This is a genomic window from Oceanicaulis sp. LC35 (genome assembly GCF_052055585.1).
Taxonomy (GTDB): Bacteria; Pseudomonadota; Alphaproteobacteria; order Caulobacterales; family Maricaulaceae; genus Oceanicaulis.
Genome location: NZ_CP170485.1, coordinates 860970 through 876588, shown reverse-complemented (window position 1 = coordinate 876588; position 15619 = coordinate 860970). Strand labels below are relative to the sequence as shown.

13 protein-coding genes and 1 other RNA gene are annotated in these 15619 nt (G+C 62.6%); 11 read left to right on the top strand and 3 right to left on the bottom strand.

Annotation, left to right across the window (positions count from 1 at the left end; translation table 11 throughout):
• Positions 1-130 precede the first annotated feature (130 nt).
• The 4 genes from ACFELO_RS04055 to ACFELO_RS04040 all read left to right on the top strand — a co-directional run bounded on the left by ACFELO_RS04055 (position 131) and on the right by ACFELO_RS04040 (position 4806).
• Positions 131-2386, top strand: coding sequence for a heavy metal translocating P-type ATPase (locus ACFELO_RS04055; protein WP_440959295.1), 2256 nt, complete (start codon positions 131-133; stop codon positions 2384-2386).
• A 93-nt stretch (positions 2387-2479) separates the two neighbouring features.
• Entirely contained in the window at positions 2480-2857 is a 378-nt protein-coding gene (locus ACFELO_RS04050) for a VOC family protein (protein WP_440959294.1), read from the top strand.
• A 25-nt stretch (positions 2858-2882) separates the two neighbouring features.
• Positions 2883-3239: a transfer-messenger RNA gene (ssrA, locus tag ACFELO_RS04045) on the top strand.
• 136 nt (positions 3240-3375) lie between these two features.
• Positions 3376-4806 carry a methyl-accepting chemotaxis protein gene (locus ACFELO_RS04040; RefSeq protein WP_440959293.1) on the top strand — a complete coding sequence of 477 codons (1431 nt, stop codon included), beginning with the start codon at positions 3376-3378 and terminating at the stop codon, positions 4804-4806.
• Here the strand turns inward: ACFELO_RS04040 and ACFELO_RS04035 are convergent.
• Positions 4803-6569: an ATP-binding protein gene (locus ACFELO_RS04035; protein ID WP_440959292.1), complete on the bottom strand. Its 1767-nt coding sequence runs from the start codon at positions 6567-6569 to the stop codon at positions 4803-4805. The two genes, ACFELO_RS04040 and ACFELO_RS04035, sit on opposite strands and share 4 nt — an antisense overlap.
• Before the next feature lie 256 nt (positions 6570-6825).
• Here ACFELO_RS04035 and ACFELO_RS04030 point away from each other — a divergent pair, with 256 nt between their 5' ends.
• The 6 genes from ACFELO_RS04030 to ACFELO_RS04005 all read left to right on the top strand — a co-directional run bounded on the left by ACFELO_RS04030 (position 6826) and on the right by ACFELO_RS04005 (position 12964).
• Positions 6826-7284: an SspB family protein gene (locus ACFELO_RS04030; RefSeq protein ID WP_440959291.1), complete on the top strand. Its 459-nt coding sequence runs from the start codon at positions 6826-6828 to the stop codon at positions 7282-7284.
• Positions 7281-7724, top strand: coding sequence for a PaaI family thioesterase (locus tag ACFELO_RS04025; RefSeq protein ID WP_440959290.1), 444 nt, complete (start codon positions 7281-7283; stop codon positions 7722-7724). Before ACFELO_RS04030 ends, ACFELO_RS04025 begins: the two co-directional genes overlap by 4 nt.
• Entirely contained in the window at positions 7717-8928 is a 1212-nt protein-coding gene (locus tag ACFELO_RS04020; protein WP_440959289.1) for an MFS transporter, read from the top strand. The genes ACFELO_RS04025 and ACFELO_RS04020 overlap by 8 nt, the downstream gene beginning before the upstream one ends.
• Positions 8929-9048: 120 nt before the next feature.
• Positions 9049-10719, top strand: coding sequence for a methyl-accepting chemotaxis protein (locus ACFELO_RS04015; RefSeq protein WP_440959288.1), 1671 nt, complete (start codon positions 9049-9051; stop codon positions 10717-10719).
• Between the two features lie 196 nt (positions 10720-10915).
• Positions 10916-11572 carry a hypothetical protein gene (locus ACFELO_RS04010; RefSeq protein ID WP_440959287.1) on the top strand — a complete coding sequence of 219 codons (657 nt, stop codon included), beginning with the start codon at positions 10916-10918 and terminating at the stop codon, positions 11570-11572.
• A 177-nt stretch (positions 11573-11749) separates the two neighbouring features.
• Positions 11750-12964 carry a hypothetical protein gene (locus tag ACFELO_RS04005; RefSeq protein WP_440959286.1) on the top strand — a complete coding sequence of 405 codons (1215 nt, stop codon included), beginning with the start codon at positions 11750-11752 and terminating at the stop codon, positions 12962-12964.
• Between the two features lie 53 nt (positions 12965-13017).
• Here ACFELO_RS04005 and ACFELO_RS04000 read toward each other — a convergent pair whose 3' ends face one another.
• Both ACFELO_RS04000 and ACFELO_RS03995 read right to left on the bottom strand, forming a co-directional pair.
• Positions 13018-13377 carry a RusA family crossover junction endodeoxyribonuclease gene (locus tag ACFELO_RS04000; protein WP_440959285.1) on the bottom strand — a complete coding sequence of 120 codons (360 nt, stop codon included), beginning with the start codon at positions 13375-13377 and terminating at the stop codon, positions 13018-13020.
• 86 nt (positions 13378-13463) lie between these two features.
• A complete protein-coding gene (locus tag ACFELO_RS03995) occupies positions 13464-14021 on the bottom strand; it encodes a DUF6653 family protein (RefSeq protein ID WP_440959284.1) in 558 nt (185 codons plus the stop codon).
• Between the two features lie 170 nt (positions 14022-14191).
• Between ACFELO_RS03995 and fumC the strand changes: the two genes are divergently transcribed.
• Complete coding sequence (gene fumC / locus ACFELO_RS03990; protein WP_440959283.1) at positions 14192-15583, top strand: class II fumarate hydratase; 1392 nt, start codon at positions 14192-14194, stop codon at positions 15581-15583.
• Positions 15584-15619: the final 36 nt, after the last annotated feature.

Below are 15619 nucleotides of genomic sequence, written 5' to 3'. Positions count from 1 at the left end.
GTCTAACCCGGCTATTGATTCGATAAAGGTCGCGCTGACAGGCGCTGCAAGCCTGTTGCGCGGATAAACCGCAGCCGCGCCGCATATCCAGACACTTGCATGTGAAGCAGGAAGGTCCGATCTCATCGCCATGACCCAGAACTCCGCCCCGACCGCCCTCACCCTCTCTCTGTCCGGCCTCAGCTGCGCTGGCTGTGTGCGAAAGGTGGAGACCGCGCTGTCCAAGGCCGAGGGCGTTGAGCGGGCGAATGTCAACTTCGCCACCTCCCGCGCTCAGGTGACGGGGAAGGATCTGGATGAGGCCGAGCTGATTGCGGCTGTGGAAAGCGTGGGCTTCAAGGCCGAGCGCTATGATCCGGCCCCCGATCGCGCCGCCCGAGATGAGGCTGAAAAGGCCGCCGCGCAAGCCGATCTCAAACGCCAGCTGATCCTCGCCGCCGTGCTGACCCTGCCGGTCTTCGTGCTGGAGATGGGCGGGCACATGATCCCCGGCTTCCATCATTTCGTCATGAACACCCTGGGCCAGACACTGAGCTGGTCGATCCAGTTTGTGCTGACGAGCCTGGTGCTCGCTTTCCCCGGTCGGCGTTTCTTCACGCTGGGCGGCAAGGCGCTGCTTCGTCTGGCGCCCGAAATGAATGCGCTGGTCGCGCTCGGCGCCGGCGCGGCCTGGGCCTATTCCACGCTTGTCCTGCTGGCGCCTGAACTGTTCCCTGCCGATGCGCGCCATGTCTATTTCGAAGCCGCCGCGATGATCACCACGCTGATCCTGGCAGGCCGGTATATGGAAGCGCGCGCCAAGGGCCGCACCAGCGCCGCGATCCGCAAGCTGATCGGTCTGCGCCCGCAAACCGCCCGCATTGAGCGCGAGGGCGAGGTTGTGGAGCTGGCGCTCGACGCGGTCATGCCCGGCGATCTCGTGCATGTGCGTCCCGGTGAACGCCTGCCGGTGGATGGCGTCGTGGAGAGTGGCCAGTCCTATGTGGACGAATCCATGCTGACTGGTGAACCCGTACCCGTACACAAGTGCCAGGGCGATGAGGTTGTTGGCGGCTCGATGAACGCCGAGGGCGCGCTGGTCATCCGCACCGAACGGACCGGTGCGGACACCATGCTCAGCCAGATCATCGCCATGGTCGAACAGGCCCAGGGCGCAAAACTGCCCATCCAGTCGCTGGTCGACCGGGTCACGGGCTATTTCGTGCCCGCCGTCATCGCCATCGCGCTTGTCACCTTCCTCGCCTGGCTGACGCTGGCGCCTGAGGCGGGGCTCAGCGAAGCGCTGGTGAAGGCGGTCGCCGTGCTGATCATCGCCTGCCCCTGCGCCATGGGGCTCGCCACCCCAACCTCCATCATGGTGGGCGCAGGCCGGGGCGCGGAGCTCGGCGTTCTGTTCCGTCAGGGCGAGGCGCTGCAGGGTCTGTCCAATGTGCGCGTCGCCGCCTTTGACAAGACCGGCACCCTGACCGAGGGCAAACCCGCCCTCACCGCGCTTCATACGGTGAAGGGCGTGAGCGAGCAGGACGCCCTTGCCCTCGCCGCCGCGCTGGAACGCACCAGCGAGCACCCGATTGCGCGTGCCATTCTCAACGCGTCGGAAGAGCAATCACTGACCCTGCCCACGCTGGAGAACTGGACGGCGGAATCCGGTTACGGCGTCAAAGCCGAATGTGAAGGCGAGCCTGTCTATCTGGGTTCCAAACGCTTCATGCGCCGTCTTGGCGTTGAGCTGGATCCGCTTGCGGATGCCATCGGGGAGCTCGATGAGCGCGGCGTGACGGTAATCTTCCTGGCGCGCGGTCAGAGCCTTCGCGCCGCCTTCGGCGTCTCCGACCCGATCCGCAAGGGCGCGTTCGATGCCCTCAACGCGCTGCGCGAACACGGCCTGACCCTCGCCATGATCACAGGTGACGCCGAAGCCTCGGCGCGAGCCGTCGGTCAGGCCCTGGGTGTTGAGGATGTTCGCTCTGAAACGCCGCCGGACGAGAAATACCAGGCTGTTGCGTCGCTGCGCAAAGCCTATGGCCCGGTCGCCTTTATCGGGGATGGCATCAATGACGCCGCCGCCCTCGCCGAGGCCGATGTCGGGATCGCAATGGGCTCGGGCTCTGACATTGCGCTGGAAAGCGCCGATGTCGTCCTGATGCGTGATGATCCGGCCGCCGTGGCGACGGCTCTGGGCCTCAGCCGCGCAACGCTGAACAATATCCGCCAGAACCTCATTTGGGCGTTCGGCTACAACGCCTTGCTGATCCCGCTGGCTGCGGGTGTGTTCACTCCGGTTTTCGGCTGGTCGCTGTCGCCCATTTTCGCAGCCGCCGCCATGGCCGCCTCCAGCGTATGTGTTCTGACCAACGCCTTGAGGCTGCGCGCCTTTAAGGCTTAGGGCTCAGTTTTCCACTGATACGCGAGCGATTTAACTTGCCGCATGCCGGGCTTCATGGTTCTGTTTGCTTATTGAACAAATGGGGAACACGCCATGATTGGTTATGTCACTGTCGGTACGAATGATCTTGAAAAGGGAGCGGCCTTCTATGACCGCATTGCGGCGCTGCTCGACACGCCGCGCATGATGGAGGATCCGGGCAATTTCATCGCCTGGGGCAAGCCCGATGGCGGTGCAGGCATTGGCCTCACCAAGCCCTTCAATGGCGAACCGGCCACGGTTGGCAATGGCGTCATGGTGGCCCTGGCGGCGCGTGACGAAGCGCATGTGGATGAAATCTACAAGACCGCGCTGGAGCTGGGCGGAACCTGCGAAGGCGAGCCGGGCTGGCGTGGCGACAGCTTCTACGCCGCCTATTTCCGCGATCTGGACGGCAATAAACTCAACGCCTTCATCATGAAAATGGGCTGATCCAGCCCAGTGGCGATGCGCCCGCCCTCTTTAACCCTCCGGGCGCATCGCCTATATTCATAGCGTTCGCTTCGGCGGACTATGGCGATAAACGCGCGTGTAATAACCAGACTGGACCCGGGTGCGAATCCCGGCGGCTCCACCAATTCTCCTCCGCACGTTGGGCGGCGAGCATGGGGCCGAATAGGATCGACAGATGGCTAAAGACGTGGCTTTCGCCCGAATGGGCTTCGTTACCAGCCCATATTTAGTAGTTGCCAACGACAACTATGCTGAAGAGGTCGCTCTCGCTGCATAGCAGCGCGGGTATCTCGCACTTAAGTCCTGACCTCTAGCAAGGTCAGGCGGGGCTCGGGGGCGCCTGGCAACAGAAGCCCCCACTTCCCTCCCCATGACAGAGCTTTGCCGACAGCGCTGAGACCTTTGTCTCATCCGGTCCACGGGCATGTGGAAGGTTTTCTTAATCGCTCGGCGGCGAAGCTTGCGCTTCACAGATTCGTACTCGTTTGGGGACCGGCATGTCGTCACGACCTGACCCCGCAGCCGCCTTTCCACATCCTGACGCACCTGATCTGAATGCGGATTCCCGTTCGGATGCGCTCTCCACATTCGGCGTCTCCATGGCCGATGTGTCGGGTCTGATCGACGAAACCTCCAGGGCTATTCTGGGTCTCAAGCAGGCGTTCTCAGAGCTTGGCCTGGATGCCGAGGAAACTCTGGGGCAGAGCCGATCCATCCTGTCTGTCGCTGAAGAAACCGAAACCCATGCCCGCAGCGCCTCTTCCGCCATGGCGGAAGCGGACACGGCGTTGGGACGTACGGGCGAGGATATCGCCACGCTCGTTTCCACCGTCGGCGCCATGCAGGACCAGGTCAGTGTCCTGCTCAACGCACTCAATCGCATCGGGGACATGTCCAGCGCCATCGAGCGCATCGCCAGCCAGACCAATCTCCTGGCCCTGAACGCGACGATCGAAGCCGCGCGCGCCGGTGAAGCCGGTCGCGGCTTCGCCGTAGTGGCTGGCGAGGTCAAGGCGCTGGCCAGCGAAACTGCGACCGCAACCCTGAGCATTCAGGAGCTGCTCAAGGAAATCCGTGGGGAAAGCGATACGCTCGTCGGGCTTGGACAGACTGCCGCTGGCGCCAGCGAGCAGGTGAGCCAGTCCACCGATCAGTTGAGCCGGCTGGTCACCGGCATGTCTGACGCTGTTACCGGCATGTCCAGCTCCAGCGCGGCGGCGGCGCGCGATGCGCGCGCCATTCATGATCGCACGCAGAACCTGTCGCACCGGGTTCAGGACCTGAGCGGCGTCGTCAGTCAGTCAAGCGAGGCGCTGGATACCTCCGCGAACCAGATCAGCCAGACCGTGGATGAAGCGGACGCGATGATCGTTCGCAATGCTCTCGAGGGCGCCCGGACCCGCGACAGCGCCTTCATCGCCACGCTGCAGGATGCAAAATCAAAGATCGAAGCCGCCTTCACTCAGGCGCTGGAGCGCGGAGAGATCATGCTCGAAGACTTCTTTGACGCCGAGTATGCGCCAATCCAGGGCTCCAACCCGCAGCAGTTCATGACCCGCTTCACCGCACTGACAGATGCGCTGCTGCCGCCCATTCAGGAAGCCGCCGCTGACAGCCATCCCGACATCGTCTTCTGCGCGGCGGTAGACCGGAACGGCTATCTGCCGACCCACAATCTGAAATTCTCAAAGCCCCAGGGAACGGATCCGGACTGGAACGCCGCCAACTGCCGCAACCGTCGGATATTCGATGACCGGGTTGGCTTGCGCGCCGGACAGAACACCAAGCCGGTTCTTCTTCAAACCTATCGCCGGGACATGGGCGCGGGCCGGTTTGCAATGATGAAGGATCTGAGCGCGCCCATCCATATTCAAGGACGGCACTGGGGCGGGCTACGGCTGGCCTATCGCACGAAAAGCGTCGACTAGGCCATCCGGGCCGAAGCGGGCGCCTCGCTGGACGAACCGGCAGCTTCGGACACAGCATCTGACACCGCCTGCACCAGAACGTCCTGACGCAAAGGCTTGGCGAGCGTGTCGACAAATCCGGCTTCGATGTAGCTTTCAACCTGATGGGCCATGATATTGGCTGTCATGGCGATGACCGGCGGCATCGCGCGGCCATCGACTTCACGCGCGCCGCGCAAATCGCCCAGAACCTCGATCCCGTCCCTGCCCGGCATGCGGATATCCATCAGGACCAGATCAAAATCGATCGTCTGTGAATGATCGAGCGCCGCCCGTGCGTCTCCGGCCAGGCTGACCTCCACATCGCAGGCGCGCAGCAGTCCGGCCGCCACCGTCTGATTGGTCTCGCAATCATCCACCACCAGGATTTTCAGCCCCGGCTTCAGGGCGCCCGTGCAATCGCAGGAATCGGCAGGCTCAGCGCTCTGACCATTGCCGCGAACGGCCCTGAACGGCAGATACACCGTGAACAGCGTGCCCACATCAGGTTCGCTTTCCACTTCTATGCGCCCCTTCATCACCTCAAGCAGGCGCTTGACGATAGAGAGCCCCAGCCCGGTGCCGCCATACTCGCGAGACGTGGAGGAATCCGCCTGGGTGAACGGCATGAAGACACGATCGATCTGTTCTGCGGTCATCCCGCAACCCGTATCCCGAACGCGCAGGATCAGCTCCTCGTTGGCCTCATCCTGGGAGAAACTCAGACGCACGCCGCCCTTGCGCGTGAATTTGAGCGCATTGGACACGAGGTTATGCACGATCTGGCTCAGACGCGTCGGATCGCCAACGCGCAGGCTCTGAGCGCTGACGCCATGCTCAAAGCGAAGCGAGAAGCTCAGACCGGCCTTCTCCGCCTGCGGCGCATAAAGGGACTGGATCTGCTCGGTCACGTCCCCGAGGACGAACTCAACCGTCTCCACATCCATCTGACCGGCGTCGATCTTGGCGAGGTCCAGAATGTCATTGAGGGTGGACAGTAGATGGTCACCGGACAGGCGGATCACCTCGACGGCCTTGCGTTGACGCTCATCCAGCTTGGACAGGGCCAGAACCGCCGTCATCCCCAGCACGCCATTTAACGGCGTGCGGATTTCGTGGCTCATATTGGCCAGAAATTGCGATTTCGCCTGATTGGCCTGTTCCGCTTTCGCCTTCTCCGCCGCCAAAGCGTTGACGGCCGCCATCATGTTCACACGGAAGAAGGCCGCCGAGACAAAAACGAAAACCTGGGACAGGACCAGCCCCGCAAGCAAGGTCTCCTGAGACAGGGACGCACCGCTTCCGGTACGCGTGATGAGATACGTGGTGATGTAAACGCCAATGCTGAACACCACGATCAGCAGGCCGTCCGTCACGCCCAGCACCAGGCAGAAGGTGAGCACGGCCGGCACCAGCGCCATATTGTTCACATTCACAAGATTGCCGTTGATCAGGGACAGCAATCCCAAGAACCCGACCACGACCAGCCCGACTACACGGACCCGAAATTCGAAATGGGGGCGGCCATTGATCAGATAGGGGGCGATCAGCAGCAGAACCGTCAGGGCGAACCCGGTCCCCACCTCGGCCGCATAATCGGGCAGGTAGCGTGTGTTGATGATGTTCACGCACAAGCCGCTCAAACCCGCCAGCAGGCAAAAGACGGTCAGAAGACGTTCAGATGCGACGCCCATTCGGTCCTGAGTATCGGAACTCGGCCAGTATCGATTGAGTACGGAATGCATCGTCTGTCTCCCCAGAGCCTTGCGCCCTCATCACTTCAGGCGGCCCCGACCCTTTGCATCCTCTTACATCACAGACCTTAGAGTTTCGTTGCCAGACTCCTACACAAATGCCTCAAAGTCATCTTATACGAAAACAACCATGCGCCCTTTGCCTCGCGGCGATGTTCCATCAGGTGCGCTCAGCGGTGACGACCGATTGACGCATCGCAGGGAACCGGTACGCTTCCCCTCAGATTGCCGTGGCTGGGAAAGGGCGATGCAGGTGGCTAAAGACCTGATGCAATATGAACAGCTCGCACAGGAAGCCCTGCGTGAGGTTGTTCGCAAGTCTCTGGAACGAGCGGCAGGCGATGGTCTGCCGGGCGCGCACCATTTCTACATCACTTTTCGTACGTCAGATCCGGGCTGCGACATCGATGAATCCCTAGCCAGCGCCTATCCCGAAGAAATGACGATCGTCCTTGAGCACCAGTTCTGGGACCTCGAAGTGGATGACGCCGGCTTTGAAGTGACGCTGAAATTTGGCGGCGTACCCAAATACCTCAAGGTTCCGTGGCGCGCGGTCACCCGGTTCCACGATCCCAGCGTCGGCTTCCGCCTGCATTTTGACTACGCGGCGCCTTCGCCTGACGACACGCCCAAAAACAGCGATGGCTCAGACCAGGTCAATGAAGGCACGGTCGTCAGCCTTGAAGCGTTCCGGAATAAAGAGTGAGCGGCACGCCCAGCCGCCGGGATGACCTCCTGGCGCTGTTTTCCGACCAGACCCGGATGCCGGCGGCGACACGTCATTTCGGCTTCTCGCTGATCGACCTTCACCCCGAAGAGCGATGGGTCGAAGCCTGGTTCGAGGCTCGTCCCGAATTTCTCAATCCCAATGGCTCGACCCAGGGCGGGATCGTGACCGGGTTTCTGGATGAAGCGATGAGCCTGTCCACCCTTATCGCTGGCGATCTGAAATTCGCCGTGCCCACGCTTGAAATGAAGACCAGCTTTCTGCGCCCGCTGATGACGGACAGGGCTCGCGCCCGCGGTCAGGTCGTTCGCCTGGGCTCCAGCGTGGCCTTCACCGAAGGCTGGTTGTGGAACGCGGACGGCGTGCTGTGCGCCACCGCAAGCGCAACCGCCGCCCTTCGCCCCTACGAGAATGACTGACCTGGTCGGCAAGCCGCGCCATCTGGCGCTGATCGCGCTGGCGCAGGTCCTTGCATTATCCGTCTGGTTCGCCGGCGCCGCCGCACTTCCCGGACTTCAGGCCACAGGCGCCCTGACCACCTTTGACGGCGCAGCGCTCTCCAGCGCCGTGCAGCTGGGCTTTGTCATCGGGGCGCTCACCAGCGCAAGCCTCGGCCTTGCTGACCGGTACGACGCCCGACGCGTTTTCGCCTGCGGGGCCGTGATCGCCGGCTTGATGAGCCTGACCGCTCTCATCCTGCCACCCGGCGGGATGCTGATGCCGCTGAGCCGGCTGATCGCGGGCGCGGCCCTCGCCTTCGTCTATCCCGTGGGCATGAAACTCGCCGCCAGCTGGGCGCGCGGGGATACGGGCCTTCTGATCGGACTTCTGGTTGGCGCACTGACCCTGGGCTCGGCCAGTCCGCATCTGGCCCCCTTGCTGACAGAAAATCTCGACTGGCGCGCACCTTTCCTGCTCTCAGGCATCGCCGCGCTGGCCAGCGCCGGACTGATCCTGTGCGTCAGGGCAGGCCCCGCATTCCGCCGCGCGCCGGGATTTGATCCACGCGCGGTAAAGCTGACCTTCACCGATCCCGCACTCGCCCGGGTCAATCTGGGCTATCTGGGGCATATGTGGGAGCTTTACGCTTTCTGGGCCTGGGTGGGCGTTTTCGTCACGGTCTGGGCGCAAGATCGCGCGCTCTCCCCGTCTTTCTCCACGTCCGGGCTCACCTTCGCCATTGTCGCCATTGGCGCTGCGGGATCCCTGGCAGCGGGTTGGCTGGCGGACCGGGTCGGGCGCACGCTGGTCACCAGCATCGCCATGGCCGCCAGCGGTTCTTGCGCCCTTTTGAGCGCCTGGGCCTGGTCAGCGCCCGCCCTTGTGATGATCGGGCTTCTGCTGATCTACGGGGTCACCGTGATTGCAGACTCCGCCCAGTTCTCGGCCGCGGCGGCCGAATTGGCTCCGCCCGACAAGGCCGGCTCGATCCTGACCCTGCAAACCGCCCTGGGGTTCGCCCTGACCCTCATCACGGTTCAGCTCCTGCCGGTCTGGGCCGAGCTGATTGGCTGGCGTTTCGCGTTCTGGCCGCTGGCTCTGGGGCCAGCGGTGGGCGTCTTGGCCATGCTCAGCCTGAGGCGGCGCCCAGAGTCACGTCGCCTCGCTAACGGGCGTCGGTGAACGTCGTTAGTGCAAACATATATTAACCGGCTAAGCGCACACCTTATTTAAGGATTGCGCCATCCTTGTCTGAATTCCTTACATGAATTGCGCAATCGAGCTGAAAGACAGGGGTCTACCATGATCAATAAGCTTGATCAGTTTTCGCTGACCGCGCGCCTGCGCATGATCGCCGGGGCATCCATCATCCTCATGCTGGTGTATGTCGGCGCGAACTTTCTGATGGGCACGGTGAGCCAGCGGGTCGACGATCGCGCGACGCACGCCACTGAAAACCTCGTAGCCGCGAGCGGGCTTGAAAAAGACCTGACCTCCCTGCTGCGCGATACCTATCTGATGGCGAGCTCTCCGACGCCGGAACGCCGAGAAGCCGCCCTGGCGAACCTCACCGACTTCGAGACAGCCCTTTCCGATGTCGAGGGGATGATCAAGGTTCCCGAATTCCGCAACGCCCTGTCGGCTATCCGTGCAGACGTACCGGGTCTGAACGAGCTGATCGAGACCGCCGCGGCGAACGTGGCGACCTATTCCGAGCTCGACATGCAGCGCTTCATTGATGCCCTCGCGATCTATGACGACCGGATGGACACCAATATCGAGATTGTCCGGGACGGCGAACGCGCCCTGCTTGATGAAGCCTGGGAAGCGCGCGACAGCGTTGCCGCCATTTCTCAATGGGTCAGCCTTATTGCACTGATCCTGACCGCCGCCGGCCTGATGGCCATGACCCATATCATTGGCGGCAGCATCACCCGCTCGGTCAGCTCCATCCAGTCCCTCGTGGGCAAGCTGGCCGATGGCGAGCGCGACATGAGCATCGACGAAACCCGCCGCAAGGACGTGTTCGGCGATCTTGGCCGGGCGATCGCCACCTTGCAGTCCGCGCTCAGCAGCGCTGATGAAGTGCACGCCAATCAGAACCGCGAAGCTGCACAACGCCTTGAGCGTCAGAAAGAGATCGAGAGCGCAGTCGGCCGTTTCGAGGCCAGCTCGAGCGAACTTCTGAATTCTGTCATGGCGGCCTCCCAGCAGCTCTCCTCTTCGGCGTCCCAGATGCAGAGCTCTTCAAGCGAAGCATCGGGTCTGTCCCGCGACGCCCAGACGGCATCGGGCGCAGCCGCCTCCGGCATTCAGGCCGTGGCCGCCGCCTCTGAAGAACTGGCCGCCTCGATCCGCGAAGTGTCCGAACAGGTGACCCGCACATCCGAGCTGTCCCAGGAAGCCGGCGACGAGACCGAGCAAAGCGCAACGGTCGTATCCCAGCTCTCCGAAGCCGCTCAGGCCATTGGCGAGATCGTCACCCTGATCGAGACCATTGCGGACCAGACGAACCTTCTGGCGCTGAACGCCACGATCGAGGCCGCCCGCGCCGGTGAAGCCGGCAAGGGCTTCGCCGTTGTGGCCAGCGAGGTGAAAGAGCTGGCGGAGCAGACCAGCAACGCCACCCAGCAGATCTCCGCGCAAATCAACGCCATCCAGTCCGCTTCCGAGAAGACGGCCGCCTCCACGGACCGCACCCTTCAAGCGGTGCGGCAACTGGGCGAGCTGGCCACCAGCTGCGCGGCCGCTATCGACCAGCAACGCGTAGCCACCACTGAAATCGCAGAATCCGCGCAGCGCGCCGATTCAGGATCCAGCGATGCTGCTTCAAGCGTCGCCAAAGTGGTCGAGTTCACCCACCAGACCGACGAGATTTCCAAATCGGTTCTGGCTGCGGCTCAGGAAATGGCCGATCGCCATGAAGCCTGGAAAGAAGAGTTTGAAAGCTTCGTTCAGACCATGCGCGCCTGATCAGGCCGAAATACGCAATGAAAAGGGACGCTTCGGCGTCCCTTTTTTTATGTCGCCGCACTCTCGCATGGCGTGTGCCGGGGAGCGGGAACAACCTCCTGGTCAATACTACCTTAAGAAACCCCCGTACACAGTCTGGAGAAGAATGGCGCGCGATTCGCCCGTAGCGAGAAAGCGCAACGCAACGGAGATCACCATGACCGGTTGGACGTCTGCTCTCTCACCGCTTTCACGTCAGGGCCTGCCGACCCTGCCGCTCCTGCTTCTGCTGGTCTACGCGGTTGCCAGCTCCGTGCTGGGGGCTTCCATTCGACATCTGGAAAGCCAAGCTCAGAACAGGATCGAGCTGAGCTATGCCGCCTCGACCCTGGAGAAGGACCAGGCCTCGCTGATGCGCGACGCTCAGGCCATGGTCAGCGCACCCAGCCCGCTACGCATGCAAGCGCTCCTGCTCAATCTCGAAGAATATGAAGTCGCTCTGAATGAAGTCATTGCGCTGACCCGACGCGACAGCGCGCTTCGCACGCCTCTCGGTGAGCTTGACCAAGCCCTGCCTGCGATCCGCCGGGTGGTGCTTCAGGCCGCCAGCCTGGGCGCGAACAATTCGCCTGTCGCGGTTCAGGAAGAGCAAGCGCTGGCCCTGACCCGTCTCGACCTTCAGATGCAGGTCCAGCTTCTTGAGGTGGAGACCCTTGTGGCGCAGATGCCCCGGACCCGGGATCAGATTGCAGACGCGCTCCGCATTCTCAGCTGGGTCATTCACCTGCTGGCGGTCTTCATGGTCGGCGCCCTGATCTTCGCCGCCGTGCAGTCTATACGCCCGCGCAGCGTGTCCAGCCAGATCGCCGAGTAACAAAACATCTTTGAAGCCAAGCCCCATCCTGTTGATCCGGATGGGGCTTTTTCGTGTGCCTCATACTGAACACCTGACTAACCAAACTTGAAGCATTTCAGCTCTTAATGGCGGCAGCATCGGGTGACCTCATGGGGGCGTCCGGATTGGCATTGTCTCCGACCGAAGAGGCTGGACATGAAGACTTACAAACTCACCCTGCTGCTAGGCGCAGGCGCAGCGCTCCTTCCCCAGGCCGCGCTGGCTCAATCAGCCGAGGTTTTTGGCGACTTCCGGGCGCGCTATGAATCAGTTGAGCAGACCGGCAAGCTGGAAGCGGAATCCCTTACCCTGCGCAGCCGCGTCGGCGTGCGCTTCAAACCGGCGGACACGCGTTTCTCCTTCCTCGCGGAAATCGAGAACAGCGTCACTCTGGCCGGTGATGACGATCGCAACACCTCGCTTGACCCGCTGCCGGCTTACGCCACGATCAATGATCCCGACTTCACCGAACTGAACCGGGCCCAGCTCGGCTTCAAGCCGAACGACGAATGGTCCTTCACCGTGGGGCGCCAGTATCTGGGCTTTGACGGCAACCGCATCATCGGCTCGCCGGGACACCGCCAGGACAAGAACTCGCACGACGCCGCCCTGGTCAGCTTCGAACACGGCGCGTTCTCAGCCAACTATGTCTACCATTGGCAGCTGAACCGGGGCCCCGGTGACGACGTCAACTGGGAGACCGATGCGCACCTGTTCCATGCGGGTTACGACATCAGCGACGCCTTCAAGCTGGCTGGTTTCGTCTATCTGATCGATATCCCGGAACCGGGCCGCGAGAACCTGTCAAACACGACTTATGGCGCGCGCCTGACCGGCTCGACCACACTGGGCGAAGTGGGCGTCAGCTATGACCTGCTGGTCGCCGCGCAGAACGATTCCGGCTCCGCAACCGCAGACTTTGACAACACGCTGATCGATAGCGGCCTCGCCCTGTCCTATCAGGGCGCCCGGTTCGCCCTGGGCTATGACGTGGTGTCCGGTGACGGAACCTACGCCTTCGCCAACCCGCTGGCGGCCAATCACGGCACCGCCGGCTGGGCGGACGTGTTCCATGGCGGCGGTCGCGCGGCGCCCGCGGATGGTCTTGAGGACCTGCATGTGGATCTGAGCTATGGCGCAAGCGTGGAAGGCTCCGCCATTGAAGGCTGGCGCGCCGGCATCGTCTGGCACGACTTTGAAGCGGAAAACACCGGCGCCGATCTGGGCGAAGAGTTCGACCTCTATGTCCGATTGAGCTTCGCCAATGACATCGAGCTGTCTTTCGAGATGGCCGACTATGATGGCCCGGACATCGCGCCCGCACCGGCCGATCGCACCAAATACTGGCTGACGCTGGGCTACAAGTTCTAGACCCGCCTGTATCCAGACAGAAACGCCAGGGCCTCGCCCTGGCGTTTTTCGTTTCAGGCGGCGTCAGCCTGATCGGTTCGGGTCAACTCACCGATGGGCCGGGCGCGGACCTTTACGCGGGCGCGCTCGCCCAGAACCTTCTCGACATGCAGGCGCTGGACCTGGCTGTCATCGTGAAACACCACGCCCGTCAGCGCATCCAGAATGGCCTTGGCCACATTGTCCACGTCATGCACAGGGGTGTTCTCGGTGCGCTCGATCTCGATCACCACTTCAAACGGGCCGTATTTCGGGCGCACCCGTTTGAACTCGGTGCGGAAGAAAGCCGAGATCAATTCCTTGAACTTGCGCGTCTGGGACGTCAGCGCGTCCACGCGCACATTCAGCGATCCATCAATGGCGGAGGCTTGCACCTTCCCTCTCCCGATCCAGTCAAGCTGGTCCCAATAATCCGGCGGCAGTGAAACAAAGCGGGACATGGGACCCTGATTGATGTTGCTTACGGCGATTCGTGCGCCGCATCGCTGTCTTCCAGCGTGGCGCTCCAGTCGCCCGCCAGCCAGGCGGCATAGACAGGATGGCGGTCTTCCATCCGTTCGGCAAGCAAGGCCATCCGGTCCACGAACCAGTATTTCGCCACCGCCGAGCCATGCCAGGCCAGAGCCGCCGCCAGCATATCGAGACGGATATAGGCGATCACAAAGCCCAGCATGAACAGGCCCGAGAGGGTCGAGGTCAGGAAGGCGGCGCGCTGATAACCCTTGGGCACAGGGACCGTCTTGCGATTGATCAGGATACGCTCGCCAATCACCCCCTTGCTGGCCCAGCTGCGTCCGCTCTTCGGCGGCGGGGTCAGGCGCGGATTGATCCACATCCACACTACAGCCATCACGATAAAGCCCGCCCCGTACCAGCCAATCCAGACCGGGCTCCACAGACACGCAAAAATCACCGGCGCCGCCAGCATGCGGCTCCAGACGCTGAGCGGATGGGCGTGCCGGGCCCAGATTGCGTCGCTCATCCCGATCAGCCGGGCCGCGCCCTTATAGGCATCCATCTGAACCTCCTGTGCGTGCTGTGCGTTCACAGACAGGTGCATGCCCAGCCCATTTTGGTTCAATCAGGTGCAGATCGACGCGGACGCGACCAAGGTGCGCCTTGCCTGCCTTTGCTCTGCGGGCCTATAGACGCCCCATACAAGGCCCACGCCGTACTGGAGAAAGACCCATGACCGAGATGCGTGTTGAAACCGATTCCTTCGGCCCCCTCGAAGTCCCGTCCGACAAGCTCTGGGGCGCCCAGACCGCGCGCTCGCTGATGAACTTCAAGATCGGCGGCCAGACCCAGCCTCTGCCGCTGGTCCGCGCCCTGGGCGTGGTCAAGCATTGCGCCGCCAAAGCCAATATGGCGCTCGACAATCTCGAGCCCGAGCTGGGCGACGCCATCGCCGCCGCGGCGCTGGAAGTCGCCGAAGGCAAGCTCAACGACCATTTCCCGCTGGTGGTCTGGCAGACGGGGTCTGGCACCCAGTCGAACATGAACGCCAACGAGGTCATCTCCAACCGCGCCATCCAGATTCTGGGCGGCGAGGTCGGCTCCAAAGACCCGGTTCACCCCAATGACCATGTGAACCGCTCCCAGTCGTCCAACGACACCTTCCCCACCGCCATGCACATCGCCGCGGCAGAAGTGTTCAAGCACGATCTGGTCCCGGCGCTGCAGACCCTGCGCAATGCGCTCAATGACAAGTCCGAAGCGTTCAAGGACATCATCAAGATCGGCCGCACGCACCTGATGGACGCCACCCCGCTGACGCTGGGTCAGGAATTCTCCGCCTATGTGCATATGATCGACAACGCCATCCGCCGTGTCGAAAGCGCCCTTCCGGCGCTCTATGAGCTCGCCCAGGGCGGCACCGCGGTCGGTACAGGCCTGAACGCCAAGATCGGTTTTGCTGAAAAGTTCGCCGAGGAAGTGGCGAGCCTGACCCGGCTGCCCTTCGTAACCGCGCCGAACAAGTTCGAGGCCCTCTCCACCAAGGACGCCATGGTGGAAGCGCATGGCGCGCTGAACTCGGCGGCAGTGTCGCTGTTCAAGATCGCCAACGACATCCGCCTGCTGGGCTCCGGCCCGCGTTGCGGCATCGGCGAGATCTCCCTGCCGGCGAACGAGCCGGGCAGCTCCATCATGCCGGGCAAAGTGAACCCGACCCAGTGCGAAGCCATGACCATGGTCTGCGCCCAGGTGATGGGCAACAATTCCGCCGTCAGCTTTGCGGGCAGCCAGGGCCAGTTCCAGCTCAACGTCTTCAAGCCGATGATGTCCTACAACGTGCTGACCAGCGCCAAGCTGATCACCGACGCCTGCCATTCCTTCACCGACAATTGCGTCGTCGGCATCGAAGCGAACGAACAGCGCATCGCCGACATCATGGAACGCTCGCTGATGCTGGTGACCGCTCTGGCGCCGACCATCGGCTATGACAACGCCACTACCGTCGCCAAGACCGCCCACAAGAACGGCACCACCCTGCGCGAGGAAGCCATCAAACTCGGCTTCGTCACCGAGGAAGAGTTTGACCGCGTGGTGCGCCCCGAAGACATGATCGGCCCGAAATAAGGCCGAACGCTCGGCTCCGCCGCCGCGGCGGCGGAG